General features: G+C 67.1%; 12 protein-coding genes and 1 pseudogene. 3 read left to right on the top strand and 10 right to left on the bottom strand.

Annotated features, from left to right (window positions below):
- Positions 1-8: 8 nt before the first annotated feature.
- The 9 genes from V9L21_RS06390 to argE form a co-directional block, all read right to left on the bottom strand.
- Positions 9-1,175 (bottom strand): acyl-CoA dehydrogenase family protein, encoded by a 1,167-nt coding sequence (locus V9L21_RS06390; protein ID WP_337310149.1) that lies wholly within the window; start codon positions 1,173-1,175, stop codon positions 9-11.
- 17 nt (positions 1,176-1,192) lie between these two features.
- Positions 1,193-2,353, bottom strand: a complete 1,161-nt coding sequence (locus tag V9L21_RS06395; protein WP_337310151.1) for an acyl-CoA dehydrogenase family protein — start codon at positions 2,351-2,353, stop codon at positions 1,193-1,195.
- A gap of 14 nt (positions 2,354-2,367) precedes the next feature.
- The gene (locus tag V9L21_RS06400) at positions 2,368-3,282 is read right to left on the bottom strand and encodes an SDR family oxidoreductase (RefSeq protein ID WP_337310153.1); all 915 of its coding nucleotides are present in this window, start codon (positions 3,280-3,282) and stop codon (positions 2,368-2,370) included.
- Between the two features lie 40 nt (positions 3,283-3,322).
- A complete protein-coding gene (locus tag V9L21_RS06405) occupies positions 3,323-5,272 on the bottom strand; it encodes an acetyl/propionyl/methylcrotonyl-CoA carboxylase subunit alpha (RefSeq protein ID WP_337310155.1) in 1,950 nt (649 codons plus the stop codon).
- The gene (locus V9L21_RS06410; RefSeq protein WP_337310157.1) at positions 5,269-6,879 is read right to left on the bottom strand and encodes an acyl-CoA carboxylase subunit beta; all 1,611 of its coding nucleotides are present in this window, start codon (positions 6,877-6,879) and stop codon (positions 5,269-5,271) included. Before V9L21_RS06410 ends, V9L21_RS06405 begins: the two co-directional genes overlap by 4 nt.
- A gap of 72 nt (positions 6,880-6,951) precedes the next feature.
- On the bottom strand, positions 6,952-7,725 hold the full coding sequence (locus tag V9L21_RS06415; protein WP_337310159.1) for an MHYT domain-containing protein: 774 nt from the start codon (positions 7,723-7,725) through the stop codon (positions 6,952-6,954).
- 144 nt (positions 7,726-7,869) lie between these two features.
- On the bottom strand, positions 7,870-9,534 hold the full coding sequence (locus V9L21_RS06420) for a hypothetical protein (RefSeq protein WP_337310161.1): 1,665 nt from the start codon (positions 9,532-9,534) through the stop codon (positions 7,870-7,872).
- 120 nt (positions 9,535-9,654) lie between these two features.
- The gene (locus tag V9L21_RS06425; protein WP_337310163.1) at positions 9,655-10,917 is read right to left on the bottom strand and encodes a DUF445 domain-containing protein; all 1,263 of its coding nucleotides are present in this window, start codon (positions 10,915-10,917) and stop codon (positions 9,655-9,657) included.
- Positions 10,910-12,076, bottom strand: a complete 1,167-nt coding sequence (argE, locus tag V9L21_RS06430; RefSeq protein WP_337310165.1) for an acetylornithine deacetylase — start codon at positions 12,074-12,076, stop codon at positions 10,910-10,912. Before argE ends, V9L21_RS06425 begins: the two co-directional genes overlap by 8 nt.
- A gap of 99 nt (positions 12,077-12,175) precedes the next feature.
- On the opposite strand from argE, the pseudogene V9L21_RS06435 reads away from it, so the two are divergent.
- The 3 genes and pseudogenes from V9L21_RS06435 (at position 12,176) to V9L21_RS06445 (ending at position 15,828) form a co-directional block, all read left to right on the top strand.
- A pseudogene (locus V9L21_RS06435) lies at positions 12,176-13,372 on the top strand (glycerophosphodiester phosphodiesterase).
- 162 nt (positions 13,373-13,534) lie between these two features.
- Positions 13,535-14,737, top strand: a complete 1,203-nt coding sequence (locus V9L21_RS06440) for a M20 aminoacylase family protein (protein WP_337310167.1) — start codon at positions 13,535-13,537, stop codon at positions 14,735-14,737.
- Entirely contained in the window at positions 14,734-15,828 is a 1,095-nt protein-coding gene (locus tag V9L21_RS06445; RefSeq protein WP_337310168.1) for a M14 family metallopeptidase, read from the top strand. The genes V9L21_RS06440 and V9L21_RS06445 overlap by 4 nt, the downstream gene beginning before the upstream one ends.
- A 37-nt stretch (positions 15,829-15,865) precedes the next feature.
- Here V9L21_RS06445 and V9L21_RS06450 read toward each other — a convergent pair whose 3' ends face one another.
- Positions 15,866-16,990, bottom strand: a complete 1,125-nt coding sequence (locus tag V9L21_RS06450; RefSeq protein WP_337310171.1) for an ABC transporter substrate-binding protein — start codon at positions 16,988-16,990, stop codon at positions 15,866-15,868.
- Between the last annotated feature and the right edge of the window lie 28 nt (positions 16,991-17,018).

A 17,018-nucleotide genomic window follows, 5' to 3' on the forward strand; every position in this document is an offset into this window, starting at 1 on the left:
CCGCGCGGCTACAGCCAGCCCAGTTGCCGTGCCGCCAACTCCTTCATGATGTCCTCGGCGCCGCCGCCGATCATCATCACCTTCACTTCGCGGTAGATGCGCTCGCTGACGGTGCCGCGCATGAAGCCCATGCCGCCCAGGATCTGCACGGCCTGGTCGGCGCAGAACTGCATGGTTTGCGTCGCGTGATTCTTGAGCATGCAAACCTGCGCGACCCACTCGGGCGCGTTGAATCGGCCCGCCGCCTCGTGCGCATCGCCTTGCGCCGATACGGCCTCCAGCCACGCCTCGGTGGACGCGATGCGCATCTGCATGTCCACCAGCTTGTGGCGCACCGCCTGGTGTTCGATGAGCGCGGCGCCGAAGGTCTTGCGCCCTTGTGACCAGGCCAGCGCCTCGTCGAGGCAGGCCTGCGCAAAGCCGAGTGCGCCCGCGGCCAGGCCGATGCGTTCGCCGTTGAAGTTGCCCATGACCATGCGAAAGCCCGCGCCTTCGCTGCCGAGCAGGTAGCGCGCAGGCACGCGCACGTTGTCGAAGTGAAGCTGCGCGGTGTCTGAGCACAGCCAGCCCATCTTCGCGAGGCGCGTGCGCGTGAGGCCGGGGGCGCTGCCGGGCACCAGCAGCATCGAGATACCGCTGGCGCCGCGCGCCTCGCCGGTGCGAACCGCCACCGTGATCCAGTCGGCCCGCATGCCCGAGGTGATGAAGGTCTTTTCGCCGTTCACCACGTAGTGCTCGCCGTCACGGCGCGCCGTGGTGCGCAGCGCCGCCACGTCGGAGCCGCCGCCGGGTTCGGTGATGGCAAGTGCGGCGATCTTCTCGCCGCGCAGCACCGGCGGTACGACTTCGCCGCGCACCGCATCGCTCGCATGCAGCACCACGGGCGGCAGCCCGATGTTGTGCGAGAACAGGCTTGCGAGCACGCCGCCGCTCTTGCCGTGGCGCGCGAGCGCGATCCATGCGGGGAGCTTCAGCGAATAGGAAGCCGGTGTGCCGCCCAGCGCCTCGGGGTAGCCGAGGCCTAGCAAGCCGAGTTCCGCTGCGCGCGCATACAGCGCCCGGGGAAACTCGCCCGCGTCGTCCCAGGCCTGCACGTGCGGCGCGATCTCGTCTTCGGCAAAGCGCCGCACCGTGTCGGCGAGGGCCGCCCGGTCGGCTTGCAGTTCGGCGTCCATGTGCGCTTCAGCCGCCGTCAGCCGCGTGGTGGCCGCTTGGCAATGCCCATCGTCTTCGCGAGGATGCCGAGCATCACTTCGTCCGCGCCCCCGCCGATGGAGCCCAGGCGCCCATCGCGATAAAGGCGAGAGACGCGGTTCTCGAGCGTGAAGCCCATGCCGCCCCAGAACTGCAGGCAGGTGTCGGCCACCTGGCGCGTTAGTCGCCCGGTCTTGAGCTTGGCCATCGAGGCCAGTTCGAGCACGTCTTGGCCCTGCACATGCAGGTCGCACGCGCGGTAGGTGAGGGCGCGCAATGCTTCCACTTCGGTCTTGAGCTCGGCGAGCTTGAACTGCACCCACTGCTGGTCGGCCAGCGTGGCACCGAACAGCTTGCGCTCTTGCGCCCATTCGATGGTCTGCGCAATGCAGTCTTCCATGGGTTCGAGCGAGCTGGCGGCGGCCCACAGCCGCTCCTCCTGGAACTGCTGCATCTGGTAGACGAAGCCCTGGCCTTCCTCGCCGATGCGATAGCGCTGCGGCACGCGCACGTTGTCGAAATAGATGAGGCCCGTGTCGCTCGAATGCATGCCGATCTTGCGGATCTTCTTCGCCTTCTCGATGCCGGGACTGTCCATGGGCACCATCACGAGCGACTTGTTGCGATGCACGGGTCCATCCCCGGTGTTGACCAGCATGCACATCCAGTCGGCCTGCAGGCTGTTGGTGATCCACATCTTCTGGCCGCTGATGAGGTAGTCGCCGCCGTCCTTGCGCGCATGGCTCTTGAGGCCCGCCACGTCGCTGCCCGCGCCGGGCTCGCTCACGCCGATGCAGCCGACCATGTCGCCCGCAATGGCGGGCGCCAGGAACTCGCGCCGAAGTTCGTCGCTGCCGAAGCGCGCGAGCGCGGGCGTGCACATGTCGGTCTGCACGCCGATGGCCATCGGCACGCCGCCGCAGCTCACATGGCCCAGCGCTTCCGCCATGGCCATTGCATACGAATAATCGAGCCCGGCGCCGCCGAAGGCTTCGGGCTTGTTCAGGCCCAGCATGCCCAGGTTGCCGAGCTTCTTGAAGACATCGTGCGCGGGAAAGATCTCGGCTTCTTCCCATTCGTCGACATGCGGATTGATCTCTTCATCGATGAAGCGGCGCAGCGTCTTCTGAATCTCGAGGTGCTCGTGGGTGTACTGCATGCGGTTGTCTCCAGTCAGTCGTTCGGTTCGTCGGCGTCCTTGAAAACACGCGGCGTCTGGGCCCGGTGAAAGCCGTCGAACGGCCGCACGGCCCGGCGCTGCTGCACCTGCGCGTCTGGCGCTGCCATGGGCCAGCCCATGCGCACCTGCGGCCGAGCGCCATCCACGCGCAGCACGCTGCCGCTGATGAAGCTTGCCGCGGGGCTCAGCAGGAAGGCGATGGCGGCGGAGGTCTCGGCCTCGTTGCCGAAGCGGCCCATGGGCACCGTGCTGCGCATCGCGCGCAGCATGTCGCCGGCTTCGGGTGGATAGTGGTCCATGCCGCTCGATGCGATGTAGCCTGGCGCCACGGCGTTCACGCGGACGCCGCTCGCCGCCCATTCGAGCGCCGCGGTCTCGGTGAAGCTCACCATACCGGCGCGCGCCGCACCGCTGTGGCCCATGTTGGGCATCGAGCCCCATATGTCGGCCACGATGTTGACGATGGCGCCGCCGTGCGCCTGCATGCTCTGCAGAAAGCACTCGCGTGCCACGAGAAAACCGCCCGTGAGATTGGTGTGGATCACCGCCTCCCAGCCCTTGGCCGAAATGGCCGCGAGCGGCGTGATGTACTGGCCGCCCGCGTTGTTCACCAGCCCGTCGATGCGTCCGTGCTCGGCCGCGATGGCGGCCACCGCGTTGCGCACGGCCTCTTCCTGCCGGATGTCGAAGGGCTGCGTGCTCGCCTTGCCGCCGTCATCGGTGATTTCGGCCCGCACCGACTCGAGCTTCTCTGCATTGCGGCCGACCAGAACCACCTGAGCGCCGAGCGAAGCGAGTTCATGCGCAGTGCAGCGCCCGATGCCGGAGCCGCCGCCGGTCACGACGATCACCTGGCCGGCAAAAACGCCGGGCGAAAAAACGGAGCGGTACCGGGAGGGCGAGTTCATCGGACGGCTTTCAACAAATATCTGCGCAGAAGCAGCGTTGTCAGGCATCGGCTATTTCCGCCACAACATGGCGCGCGGCCACCTGTGCGCCAACCGCCACATGCAGCGCGGCCAGCCGGCCGGCGCGCGGCGCGCAGTGCACATGTTCCATCTTCATAGCCTCGAGCGTGACGAGCGGCTGGCCGGCGGCGACGGTGTCGCCCTCCGCCGCGAGCAGCGCGATGACGCGGCCGTTCATCGAGGCGCGCAGCAGCCCGTCGGCGGCAGCGGCACCCTCGCGCGTTACCGCAACGTGGGTGAGGTTGTCGAGCTGAAACGGCCGGCCGCGAAAATGAAAGAAGAGGCGCCCCGTCGGTCCGTGCGCCACCACCGCTTGTTCGGCCAACCCGTTGCAAGAGGAGCGCACATGCCCTTCGCCAGGCAGTGCAAGCAAGTCGACACGTACGGGCGCCTGGTCGCCGATGCAAATGTCGAAACGGGCCGCGCCAAGAGGCTGCACGCGCGCCTGGCAGTTCGTTCCATCAAGCGCAAAGCGCAATGCATTCGGCAGCCTGTGCGCGAGCGGCGAGGGCCAGCCGTGCTCTCCCAGCTGGAGCAACAGCGCAGCGAGCAACGTGGCGCGCGCTTCGGCCGCGGCGTTGGGCGCGAGCAAGTCGTCGAGCTGTTCGGCGATGAAGGCGGTGGTCGCCGCGCCGCTCGCGAACACCGGGTGCGCCAGCGCGCGCTGCAGCAGTTGCTGGTTCGTGGCAACGCCCAGCGCCACCGTGTCTTGCAGGCCGGCGAGCAGCCGTTGCCGGGCTTCGTCGCGCGTGCGGCCGTGCGCCACCAGCTTGGCAATCATCGAGTCGTAGAAGGGCGGCACCGCAGCGCCATCGCGCAGCGCGTGCTCGGTGCGCAAGGCGGCTGACGGACGCCACGCGGCGAGCGTGCCGCTTTGCGGCAGAAAACCCTGCCGCGGGTCTTCGGCGCACAGGCGCACTTCGATCGCGTGGCCGCTCATGCGCACATCCTGTTGCGTGAGTGGCAGCACTTCCCCGGCCGCAATGCGCAACTGCAACTCGACGAGGTCGAGCCCCGTCACGGCTTCGGTCACCGGATGCTCCACCTGCAGCCGCGTGTTCATTTCCATGAACCAGTAGCGGCCGTCGGCATCGAGCAAGAACTCCAGCGTGCCCGCACCTTCGTAGCCGATGGCCTTTGCGGCGGCGACGGCCGTTGCGCCCATGCGTTCGCGCAAGGCTGCGGAAACGGCCGGCGAGGGCGACTCTTCGATCACCTTCTGGTGTCGCCGCTGCACCGAGCAGTCGCGCTCGCCCAGGTGAATGGCGCTGCCGTGCCGGTCGGCGAACACCTGAATCTCGATGTGGCGCGGCGCCTCGATGGCACGCTCCAGGATCACGGCCGCATTGCCGAAGGCATTGAGCGCTTCCGACTGCGCGCTCTGCAGCAGCTCGGCAAAGGCCGCGGCCGACGGCACCAGGCGCATGCCGCGTCCGCCGCCTCCGGCCGTTGCCTTGATCATCACGGGCCATCCGATGCGCGCGGCTTCGGCGGCGAGTGTGGGCTGGCTCTGGTCTTCACCCTGGTAGCCGGGAATGCACGGCACGCCGGCCGCCTGCATCAGCCGCTTCGCGCCGGCCTTGTCGCCCATCGCGCGAATGGCTTCGGGCGAGGGGCCGATGAAGACCAGACCCGCATCGCGGCAGGCCTGTGCGAACGCGGCGTTCTCGGCCAGGAAGCCGTAGCCCGGATGCACCGCTTGCGCGCCGCTTGCAAGCGCGGCGTCGACGATGGCGGCAATGTTCAGGTAGCTTTGCGCGGGCAGCGATTCGCCGATCCACACCGACTGGTCGGCCTGGCGCACATGTTCCGCATCGGCGTCGGCCGTCGAATACACAGCCACCGTGCGGCAGCCCATGGCGCGCGCGGTGCGCATCACGCGGACCGCGATCTCGCCGCGGTTGGCTATGAGAATCTTGCTGAAGCTCATGGCCGCGCCACCGAGAACTGCATGGGCTGCGGCATGCGCGCATCGGCATCTCGGCAAACGGAGAGCACTTCGGCCAGCACCGCCCGCGTGTCGCGCGGGTCGATCACGCCGTCGTCCAGCAGCAGCGCGCTGGTGGTGAACACGCTCATCTGCCGCTCGAAGCGCTCGACGATCTGCTGCTGCATCGCGTCGATCTTCGCGTGATCGACGGCACCTTTGCGCGCCATGCCCGCTTCCATCACGATGGCCATGGTTCTTGCCGCCTGCTCGCCGCCCATCACGGCGGTGCGCGCGGTGGGCCACGAAAAGCAGAAGCGCGGCGCGAAGCCCCGGCCGCACATGCCGTAGTTGCCCGCGCCGTAAGAGGCGCCGCAATGCAGCGTGATCTGCGGCACGGTGGCGCTGGTCACCGCCTGGATCATCTTGGCGCCGTGCTTGATGATGCCGGCCTCCTCGTGCGCGCGGCCCACCATGTAGCCCGTGATGTTCTGCAGGTAGACGATGGGCGTGCGCGACTGGCAGCAGGCCTGGATGAAATGCGTGGCCTTGGTGGCTCCGTCTGAATCGATCGGGCCGTTGTTGGTGACGATGCCAACCGCGTGGCCTTCGAGCCGGATGTGCCCGCACACGGTGGCGCTGCCGTAGTGCTCGCTGAACTCGAGAAACTCGGAGCCGTCTGCAATGCGCGCAATCACCTCGCGCATGTCGACCGGCCGCCGCCCGTCGCCGGGCATGATGCCGAGAAGCTCTTCGGCCTTGTAGAGCGGCGGTGCAAATTTGCGCGGGGCTTCGTCGCGTGCCCAATCGATGCCGCCCAGGATCGAGCGCGCGATGCGAATGGCATCGCGGTCGTCTTCTGCCAGGTAGTCGCCCAGCCCCGAGGTGTGCGTGTGCATCACGGCGCCGCCCAGTTCTTCTTCGGTGGCAATTTCGCCGGTGGCGGCCTTGAGCAGCGGCGGGCCGGCCAGGAACGCGCGGGTGCGGTCCCGCACCATCACGATGTAGTCTGAAAGGCCCGTCTGGTAGGCACCGCCCGCGGTCGAGGAGCCGTGCGTCACGGTCACCACCGGAAGCCCCGCGGCCGAGAGCCGCGCCAGGTTGCGGAAGATGCCGCCGCCGCGCACAAAGTCTTGCACGCGGTATTGCATGAGATTGGCGCCCGCGCTTTCCACCAGCTGGACGTAGGGCAGCTTGTTTTCGAGTGCGATCTCCTGCATGCGCAGCTGCTTGTCCAGGCCCATCGGCTGCAGCGCACCGGCGTCGATGCCGGAGTCGGACGCGCTCACCATGCAGCGCACGCCCGCCACCCGGCCGATGCCCGCGATCACCCCGCCGCCGGGCACGCTCTTGCCGAGGTCTTCGTTGTCGTGGCCCAGGCCGGCCAGCGAAGCCAGCGGCAGAAAAGGCGCGCCGGTGTCGAGCAGCAGCGCCAGGCGCTCGCGCGGCAGCAGTTGCCCGCGCTTGGCGAAGCGCTCGGCCGAGGCATTCGACGCCGCCGCGGAGCGCTCCTCATGCGACCGGACTTCGGCAAGCAGCGCCAGCATGCCGGCCCGATGGGCCTGGAAGGATTCGCTGGCCGCGTGCAGCCGGGATTCGATGGCGGGCATGAAGGAGTCAGTGCAGATCGCTTTCGCTCTGCACCGACTCTAGGGCGCCCGTGCGCGCCCGGCTTGCGCCAATTAGCTGGTGCGGACCCGGCGCGGCGCGGCCGGTGCGTCCAGGCTGGTGCCTGTGATCACCCAATAGATGAAGATCAGCACCGCACCGGCCGTGCCGAACACCGAAAGCCCCATGTAGCTGCCCCCGATGGCCAGCGCGTCGGTCGGGGCGGCCGCGGTGCAGATCATGTTGGCGGCGCTCATGCCCACGTAATGCATGGTGCACACCGCCACGCCCATTACCGCGGCCGCGGCGACCTTGTGGCTCAACCGGCGCAGGTTGAAGGCCAGCCACAGGGCCGCGCCCGCGGCAGTGATGGCAATGGCCACGGACAGCCCGACGATGTTGAGATCGAAATCCATCGAGGCGCGCATGTTCATGGCAAACATGCCCATGTAGTGCATCACGCAAACACCCACGCCCGCCAGCAGGCTGCCGGCCAGCCAGCCCGGCTTGCTGAATTTGCTTCGCCCGCCCGCCAGGTACAGCGCAATGCCGGAGATGAGGATGGCCGCCACCAGGGACACGACGGTCAGCGGCACGTTGTATGAAATGCCCACCGGCAGCCGGTAAGCCAGCATGCCGATGAAGTGCATCGACCAGATGCCGATGCCGCCCAGCGCCACGGCGGCGCACGCCACCACCGCCAGGTTGGGTTTGCCGTCCGCACCGACCATGCGCCCCGCGCAGATCAGCGCCACCAGGGAACCCGCGAACGAAATGAGAAACGAGAGCGCCACCAGGCCGAGCGAATACTCGGGCGACAGCAACTGGCCAACAACGAGGGGGGTCATACTTTTGTTCTCCTAGAAAAAGAACGACTCACCGCCGTGGATTGGGTCAGAAAGGGTTGTAACGAGTCGTTCGCCGGGCAGTCTGTAATAGTTGTTTTTAAAAGTAAATCGAATTCGATGGGGTTTTGTTTACCTTCTCACACCTCACCGTTGCGGACGAATTCGGTAGATCGCGCTGTTCCGATCGCCCGCCACGTAGATGCTTCCGTCGCCGCCCACGGCAACGCCCGTCACCACATAAGGCGGCGGCAATCCGGGTCCCGCGGCCAGGCCGATCGGCAGGTTTTCCGCCACGGTGCGGCGTGAGCCGTTCGCAGGGTCGATTTCCACCAGCCGGCGCGCCGCGCTCTCGGCCACGATGAAGCTGCCCCAAGGCGTTTGCGCCAGGCCTTCAGGCAGCGCCAGTCCCTCCGCAATGGCACGGAGCGGCGCGCTCGCGTCGAGCGGAATGCGGGTCAGCTTGCCCGCCGCCTCGGTCACATAGAGTGCGCCGTCCTGGCCGATGATCATCTGCACCGGGCCGCTCAGGCCGCTAGCGAGCACTTGCTTGTCTGCAAACTTGGCACCGCGGGCGCGCGTGATGCTGCCGGTGGCGATCTCGGCATAGATCACGCTGCCGTCGGCCATGGGCAGGGCGTCGAAAGGCGCCTTCAATCCGTGAATGGTCTCGACGGTTCGCAGCGTCTGGCGGTCGACCAGCTGCACCGTGCCTGTGAACCACGAGGTCAGCGCAAACAGCTTGCCCGAGAGACCGATGGCGAAGGGATAGTCGAGGTCCGGATCGCGCTGCATGCGGAACACGTCGCGCACTTCGCCGGTGCGCACATCCACCTGGCGAAAGCCGAACACATCGGCCACCCAGAGCGTGTGGCCCTCCATCTTCAGACCCGCCGGCGCCGCGAGCTTGCCGCTGGTGAGCGTGCGCAGCGCACCGGTGGCGGGGTTGAAGGCCTGCACCTCGTTGTTGGCCATGTTCGAGATGTAGATGGTGCCGTCGGGCGTGTCGCGTGCAATGGCCAGGTTGTCGAGCGACGGGCGCAGTTGCTTCGCGACGGTCTTGCGGCCGGTGGCCAGGTCCACGCGCACCAGCTCGCCGCTGCGCGCATCGACCACCCAGAGGTTGCCCTTGCCGTCCAGGTTGGCCGCTGCGGGAATCTTGAAGCCATCGGCAATCACGGTCATCTGGCCGTTGGCCGGGTCGATCTTCACGACCTGGCCCTTGAACCACAGCGGCCCGTAGAGCATGCCGTCCGGGCCGACCTCGAAGCCGTTGAAGCCGCCCATGTCCTTCTTGATGAGCCGCGGCGGCTTCTGGCCTTCGCGGTCGATCTCCCAGAGCGCATCGCCCAGGAACACCTGCGAGGCGTAGAGCTTGTTGTTGCGGCGGTCGAAGTCGAGGGAGTTGAGGCCGGGCAGGTCCTTGGCGAGCACGCGCATCGGCGCGCCGTCGCTCTCGCGGTAGCGCAGCATGCCCATGAGGTAGTTGGTCCAGGCCAGCTCGCCCTTGGGGCCGACCGCGATGTCGTCGGCCTGGCCTTCGGGCGCATCGATCAGCACCTTGGCCGCGCCGGTGGTGCGGTCCACCTCCCAGAGCGTGTTGCCGAGCACGGAGCCGGCGAGCAGCCGGCCCTTCTGGTCGATGGCCAGGCCGTGCACTCCCGAGAAGGAGGACGGCGGCACCAGCGCCTCGGGTGCGGCCCATGACGCGGGCCGGGTGGTGGGCGGCGGTGCGACAACGGTGCTGCAGGCGCCCAGCAGGGCGAGCGTAGCGGTCAGCGCGGCGGCAGCGCGCAACAGGCGACGGGGCATGCCTTCTCCTTCTTGTGGTTGCGCGCGCAGTCTAGAAGGAGGAGGGGGATGCGGCGCAGTCTCTACTGCGACATGTGCCACTACATGTGTCAAGACATGCGGACTTTCTTCCGCTGTGGATTACCCGCGCAGCAGCTGCGTCGCCGTGTGGATCAACAGCCCCACCAGCCCGCCCACCAGCGTGCCGTTGATGCGGATGAACTGCAGGTCGCGGCCGATGTTGCGTTCGAGCTCCACCGTCATCTCCTCCGCATTCCATTCGGCAACCCGCTCCTCGATGTAGCGGCGGATGTCTTCGCGGTAGCGCTCGATGGCCAGCGGCGCGGCGGCCTCGATCTGCTCGTTGATCCAGCGGCGGATCGCTTCGTCGGCCTGCAGGCGCGCGCCCAGCGCGCCGGCCATCGACGCGATGCGCCGGCGGATCGTCGAATCGCCCCGGCCCAGGTCGTCATGTAGCCACGCGAGCAGTTCGCCCCACAGGCCATGCAGGTAGTCGCCGAGGGCGGGGTGCGCCATCAGCTCGGCGCGGATCTGTTCGCCGCGCTGCTGGAACTCGGGGTCGAGCTTGAGCCGCACCACGAAGTCGTCGACAAAGTGGTCGAAGCGCTTGCGCATCGGATGGCCGGGCTCGGCCGCCAACTCGGCAATGGTGCGCGCCACGGCCGCCACGATCTTGCGCGTGGCGAGCTTGGCCGCCACTTGGTCGAGCCCCACGTAGCGCAGCGTTTTTATCTCGCGCGCAATGGCTTCGGTGATGTGCGCCTGAACCTCTTCGCCTTCGAGCAGACCGGCCACCTGCTGCAGCACATCGTCGAGCAGGGCCTGGTGGCGCCCGCCCGCGGTGAGTGCGTCCAGCGCCTGGCCGGTCAGGCGCGAGAGGTCGATCTTCTCCAGGCCCGCGGCCGCGGCACGGCCCATGAAGGCGCGAACCCGCTCGTCGTCGAATGCCGAGAGGCCGTAGCGCGTGGCGGCCACGCCCCATTCACCGAGCTTTTCGCCGCTTGCGGGGCGGGCCAGCCAGTCGGCGATGCGGCCGGCTGCGTCGAACGCCCGCAGCTTGGCCAGCACCTGCTCGGTGCCGAGAAAGTTGTTGCAGATGAAGCCGGCCAGCTTGGCGCCGATGCGGTCCTTGTTGCTGGGGATGATGGCCGTGTGCGGAATCGGCAGACCGAGAGGGTGCCGGAACAGCGCCACCACCGCAAACCAGTCGGCAATGGCGCCGACCATCGCGGCCTCTGCAAAGGCGGCCACGTAGCCCCAGGCCACGTGCTCGCCGTGCAGCGCGCTGGCCAGCGCATAGAGCAGCGCCGCGGCGCACAGCAGGCCGAGCGCGACGCGCTTCATGCGTTGCAGCGCGCCGCTGCCGTGGTGGTCTTCAGCCAATGGTCGGCGTGGCCGCAAGGCGTTCCATGAACAGTTCGCAGCGCGCCAGTTGCTCCAGGCTCACGAACTCGTCGGGCTGGTGCGCCTGGTTGATGCTGCCCGGGCCGCACACCACGGTGGGGATGCCGGCATTCTTGAAAAGGCCCGCTTCGGTGCCGAAGGCCACCAGCGTGGTGCGGTCTTCGCCCGCCAGGCGCTGGGCAAGCAGCGTGATGGGGTCGTCCGCCGCACCAAGGAAGCTCGGGATCTCGCAGATCGTTTCAAACTTGAAGCCCGCATCGGGCGCCACCTTCTTCATCGCGGGCTCGATGCTCGCGGCATAGGCCAGCACGTCGGCCTGCATACGCTTTGCGTCGGCCGTGGGAAGGTCGCGAAATTCATAGCGGAACTCGGCATCGCGCGGCACCACGTTGTCGGCAATGCCGCCGTGGAACTGGCCCACGCTCGCGGTGCTGAAGGGCACGTCGAAGCCTTCGTAGCGCTGTTCGCTGCGCTCGAAGCCCTCGGCCATGTCGCGCACCTTGCCGACCACGCGGGCCGCCATCTCGATGGCGTTGACCGAATGCGGCGTGAGCGACGAATGCGCCTCCTTGCCGCGCACGCAGCACTTGTAGCGGTACACGCCCTTGTGCGCAATGGCCGGCACCATGCTGGTGGGCTCGCCCACGATGCAGGCCAGCGGCTTGATGTTGGCGTCGCGCATGTCGGCAATGAGTTCCTTCACGCCGAAGCAGCCGATTTCTTCTTCATAGCTGAACGCGAAGTGCACCGCGTAAGGCGAGTCGCTTTCGAGAAAGCGCCTGGCGTTGGCAAGGGCGATGGCAATGAAGCTCTTCATGTCCGCCGAGCCGCGGCCGTAGAGGCGCTCGTTCTGCACCACGGCGGAGAGCGGGTCGACGCTCCATTCCTGCCCGTCCCAGGGCACCGTATCGGTGTGGCCCGAAACGATGACGCCGGCCGGCTTGCCTTCGCCGAGGGTGGCGAACAGGTTGGCCTTGGTGCGTTCGGCGTTGTAGGTGATGCGGCTTTTGACGCCGAGCGCGGCCAGGTGGCTCTGCGCGAGGTCGATCAGTTCGAGGTTGCTGTTCGCGCTGATGGTATTCATGCGCACGAGCGCCTGGGCCAGGGCGAGGCTTTGAGGGGAAAGCGTATGGGGCATGCAACAGATTGTCCAAGAAGTCGGCGCCGCGCGCCGCAGTTGCCGGTGCTGTCATGCGAAGCGGGTACCCTGCGCCTCTTTTGGATGGAGAAAAAGACGATGCGCACCCTTCAGCTGGCTCTCTCTGCAACCGCAGCCCTCTGCCTTGCCGCCTGCGGTACCACCGGCCCCGCCGGCTCGCCCGGAAAGCTGCTGACGCTCGACGGCCAGCCGCCGCTGGTCATTGCGCACCGCGGTGCCTCGGGCTTGCTGCCGGAGCAGACGCTCGAGTCTTACGCGCGCGCCATCGAACTGGGTGCCGACGTGATCGAGATGGACCTGGTCTCCACCAAGGACGGCGTGCTCATTGCCCGCCACGACCCCAACCTGGCCATCAGCACCGACGTGGCCAAGCACCCGCGTTTCGCCTCGCGCAAGAAGACCATCAAGGTCGACGGCGAAACCCAGACCGGCTGGTTCAGCAACGACTTCACGCTGGCCGAGATCAAGACGCTGGGCGGCATTTCGACCGACGCAGAGCGGGCGCAGGAGTTCAACGGCAAGTTCAAGATTGCCACCTTCTAGGAGATCATCGACTTTGCCAAGGCCAAGTCGAAGGAAACCGGGCGCACCATCGCGATCTACCCCGAGACCAAGAACCCGACCTACTTCCGCGACCTGGGCCTGCCGATGGAAGACAAGGTCATTGCCGCCATCAATGCCGCCGGCTGGAACAGCAAGACCGCGCCCATCTATGTGCAGTCGTTCGAGCCCGGCAGCCTCAAGTACATGAAGAGCAAGGGCCTGAACACCCGGCTCATCCAACTGATCGACGGCGACGGCATCGACATGAAGACCGGCGCCATGACCTATGCCGTGCCGGTCGACCGTCCCTACGAATGGACCAAGGCGGGCGACAAGCGCAACTTCGACGTCATGGTCACGCCCGCGGGCCTGGCCGAAATCAAGACCTATGCCGACGGCATCGGCCCGTGGAAGCGCTACATCGTGAGCATCAAGGGCAGCGTCGGCGCCGACGGCAAGCCGATCGACGTCAACAAGGACGGCAAGATCAACGATGCCGATGCCACTTCGGTTTCGCCCACCACGCTGGTGGCCGATGCCCACAAGGCCGGCCTGTTCGTGCACCCGTTCACCTTCCGCAACGAGTCGCGCCGACTGGCGGCCGACTACAACAAGGACGGCAAGAACGAGTACGCGATCTATTACAAGCTCGGCGTGGACGGCGTTTTCACTGACTTCACCGACACGGCAATTGCCGCGCGCGCCGACTACCTGAAGAGCATGGGGCGCTGAGTTTTTGCGGGGAACACCGCGGAACCGGCTTTGCCGGGCCGCTGGTGTTGCCCCCGGCGAGGGGGAGGGAGAAGCGACACGAAGTGCGCGAAGCCTGGGGGAGTGCGAAATTACCCGGCACGGTCTTTGCGGCGGTGAGCCGCAAAGTCTAGACTGTGCCCCATGAAACTCATCGATTCGCTTGTCACGCAGGCGGCCGGCATCGCCGCCGTGCGACGTGACCTTCACGCCCACCCCGAACTCTGCTTCGAAGAAGTCCGCACCGCCGATGTGGTGGCAGGCAAGCTCACGGAATGGGGCATTCCCATTCACCGCGGCCTGGGCACCACCGGCGTGGTGGGCATCGTCAAGAACGGCACCAGCAACCGCGCCATTGGCCTGCGCGCCGACATGGACGCGCTGCCGGTCACGGAGCTCAACACCTTCGCCCATGCCAGCAAGCACCACGGCAAGATGCACGCCTGCGGGCACGACGGCCACACCGCCATGCTGCTGGCCGCGGCGCAGCACCTGGCCAAGCACCGCAACTTCGACGGCACGGTGTACCTGATCTTCCAGCCGGCCGAAGAGGGCGGTGGTGGCGCGCGCGAAATGATCAAGGAAGGGCTCTTCGAGCAGTTCCCCATGGACGCGGTGTTCGGCATGCACAACTGGCCCGGCATGAAGGCCGGCCAGTTCGCGGTGAGCCCGGGGCCGGTGATGGCGTCGGGCAACAAGTTCTATGTCAACGTGATCGGCAAGGGCGGCCATGCGGCGCTGCCGCAGACCGGCATCGACCCGGTGCCGATCGCCTGCGAGATCGTGCAGGCCTTCCAGACCATTCTCACGCGCAAGATGAAGCCGACCGATTCGGCCGTGATCTCGGTCACCACCATTCACGCGGGCGAGGCCAACAACGTGATTCCCGACAACTGCGAGTTGACGGGCACCGTGCGCACCTTCTCCATCGAGGTGCTCGACATGATCGAAGCGCGCATGAAGAAGATTGCCGAGAACATCTGCGCGGCGCACGACGCCACCTGCGACTTCCGCTTCGAGCGCTACTACCCGCCGACGGTCAACACCGAGGCCGAGGCCCACTTTGCCCGCCGCGTGATGGGCGAGATCGTGGGCGCCGAGAACGTGCTGCGGCAGGAACCCGCCATGACCTCGGAAGACTTCGCCTTCATGCTGCAGGCCAAGCCGGGCGCCTATGCCTTCATCGGCAACGGCGACGGCTCGCACCGCGACGTGCACCACGGCGAAGGGCCGTGCACGCTGCACAACGCGAGCTACGACTTCAACGATGACCTCATTCCCCTGGGCGCCACCTGCTGGGTGCAACTGGCCGAGCAGTTCCTCAAGCCCGAAGGAAGCGCATCTTGATCGGCATCGGCGAGGCGTTTTCGCCGCGCTACGCCCAGGCGCGCCAGAAATTCCTGCAGGCCTGCGTGAGCGCGGGCCTCACAGTCGAGCCGCATGCGCATCCGGCCAAGGGGCAGGGCGGCGAAGAGCTTTCGATGGACGTGGCGCTCGACGGCGATGCCAACGCCGAGCGCCTGCTGATCGTCTCCAGCGCCTGCCATGGCGTGGAGGGCCATTGCGGCAGCGGCGTGCAGGTGTTTGCGCTGCACGACGCCGAGTGGCGTGAGAAGGCCAAGGCGCAGGGTGTTGCGGTGCTGTACGTGCACGCACTCAACCCGCACGGCTTTTCGTACGGGCGGCGTGTCACGCAGGAGAACGTCGACCTGAATCGCAACTTCGTCGATTTCTCGAAGCCGCTGCCGGTCAACCAGGCCTATGCCAAGCTGCATCCGCTGCTGTTGCCCGACGCCTGGCCGCCCACGCCCGAGAACCAGGCCGCGGTCGATCAGTGGATTGAAAAGCATGGCGTCGCTGCTTTCCAGGCGGCTGTCACCGGCGGGCAATATCAGTTCGACGACGGGCTGTTCTTTGGCGGCAAGGCGCAAACCTGGAGCAACAAGACGCTGCGCAATGTGCTGCGCCGCCATGCGGCCGGCACGCGCCGGCTGGGCTGGATCGATCTGCACACCGGGCTCGGGCCGAACGGCATCGGCGAACGCATCTTCGCGGGACGGGACGACAAGGCAGCCTACGCGCGCGCCAATGCCTGGTGGGGCGCGCCCGCGGCGCCGGTGACGTCGATCTACGACGGCTCTTCCACCTCGGCGCGGTTGAGCGGCCTCATCAGCGAAGCGGTGTACCAGGAATGCCCGCAGGCCGAATACACCGGCATTGCGCTCGAATACGGCACGCTGCCCATGCTCGACGTTCTGGGCGCGCTGCGCGCCGACCACTGGCTGCACAAGCACCCCGACGCGCCGGCCGAGCTGGCCGACGGCATTCGCGCGCAAATGCGCGATGCCTTCTATACCGACACCGACGCCTGGCGCGGCCAGGTCGTCAGCCAGGCCCGCCAGGCCATGTTCCAGGCCGTGGACGGCTTGAGCAGCTGACGCAAGAAGCAAGAAGTGGGGCGCGATGCCCCGGTGGTCAGGTCCTGATCTTGCCGTCCGCGGTGATCATCGACAGCTCGACGAACTTCGAGCCGACGTGGTTCTTGGGCGAGAACGACACCTCGAAGCCGCCGAACTGCTGGCGGTCGATGCTCTCCAGCCCGGCAATGAGGCCTTCGCGCGAGGCCCTGCCCGGCGCGCGGCGCAGGCCCTCGGTCAGCACCTTGGCGGCAAGGTAGCCTTCCATGCTCGAGAAATTGGCGCTCGCCGCAGCGCCGGCCTTCTTGACCGCGTCGCTGAACTCGCGCGTGATCGCGTTGGCGGGGTTGTAGGGCGAGGGCACCACCTGCGTCACCATCACGCCCGCGCCGCCCTTGCCCAGCTCGTCGGCCAGCGCCTGGGTACCCACGAACGACACATTGAAGAAAGTGCCGCCGTAGCCTGCCTTGCGGGCCTCGCGGATGAAAGCCGCGCACGCCTTGTAGGCACCCACCTGAACCACCGCGTCGGGGCGCGCCGCCACGATGCTCTTCACGGCCGAGGCCACGTCGACCGAGTTGCGCTCCACCGTGGCCAGCGCCACCGGCTTGAGGTCCTGCTGCGACAGCGCCAGCGTCACGCCGTCGAGCCCGGCCTTGCCGTAGGCGTCGTTCTGGTAGAAGACCGCGATCTTCTTCAGGTGCAGATGGGTGAGCTGCTTCACGATGAGCGCGGTCTCGTCGTTGTACGAGGCGCGCAGGTGGAACACGTTCTTCTGGAAAGGCTCGCGCAGCGACATCGCGCCGGTGAACGGCGCGATGAAAGGCACCTTGTCCTTCACCGCGAGCGGCAGCGCCGCCATGCTGGTGGGCGTGCCGATGTAGCCAAACAGCGCGAACACGTCTTCCTCGATCAGCTTTTGCGTGTTGGCCGCGCAACGGTCGGGCTCATAGCCGTCGTCCAGGTTCTTGATCACCACCTGGCGGCGGCCGGGCTGGGCGTTGTATTGGTCCAGGAACAGCTTGGCGCCTTGGTGAAACTGGATGCCGAGCTGCGCAGCCGGGCCGGTGAAGGGCGCCGATTGGCCCAGAACCAGCGGGGTGTCGCCCTGCGCCCGGGCCAGCTGGAAACCACCCAGCGCCGCCGCGCCGGTGGCCAGTGAAAAATGTCTGCGATTCATCATGGTGAAAACCTCTTTTGCGCAATGCCGC

The organism is Variovorax sp. CCNWLW235, from assembly GCF_037204085.1.
Lineage (GTDB): Bacteria > Pseudomonadota > Gammaproteobacteria > Burkholderiales > Burkholderiaceae_C > Variovorax.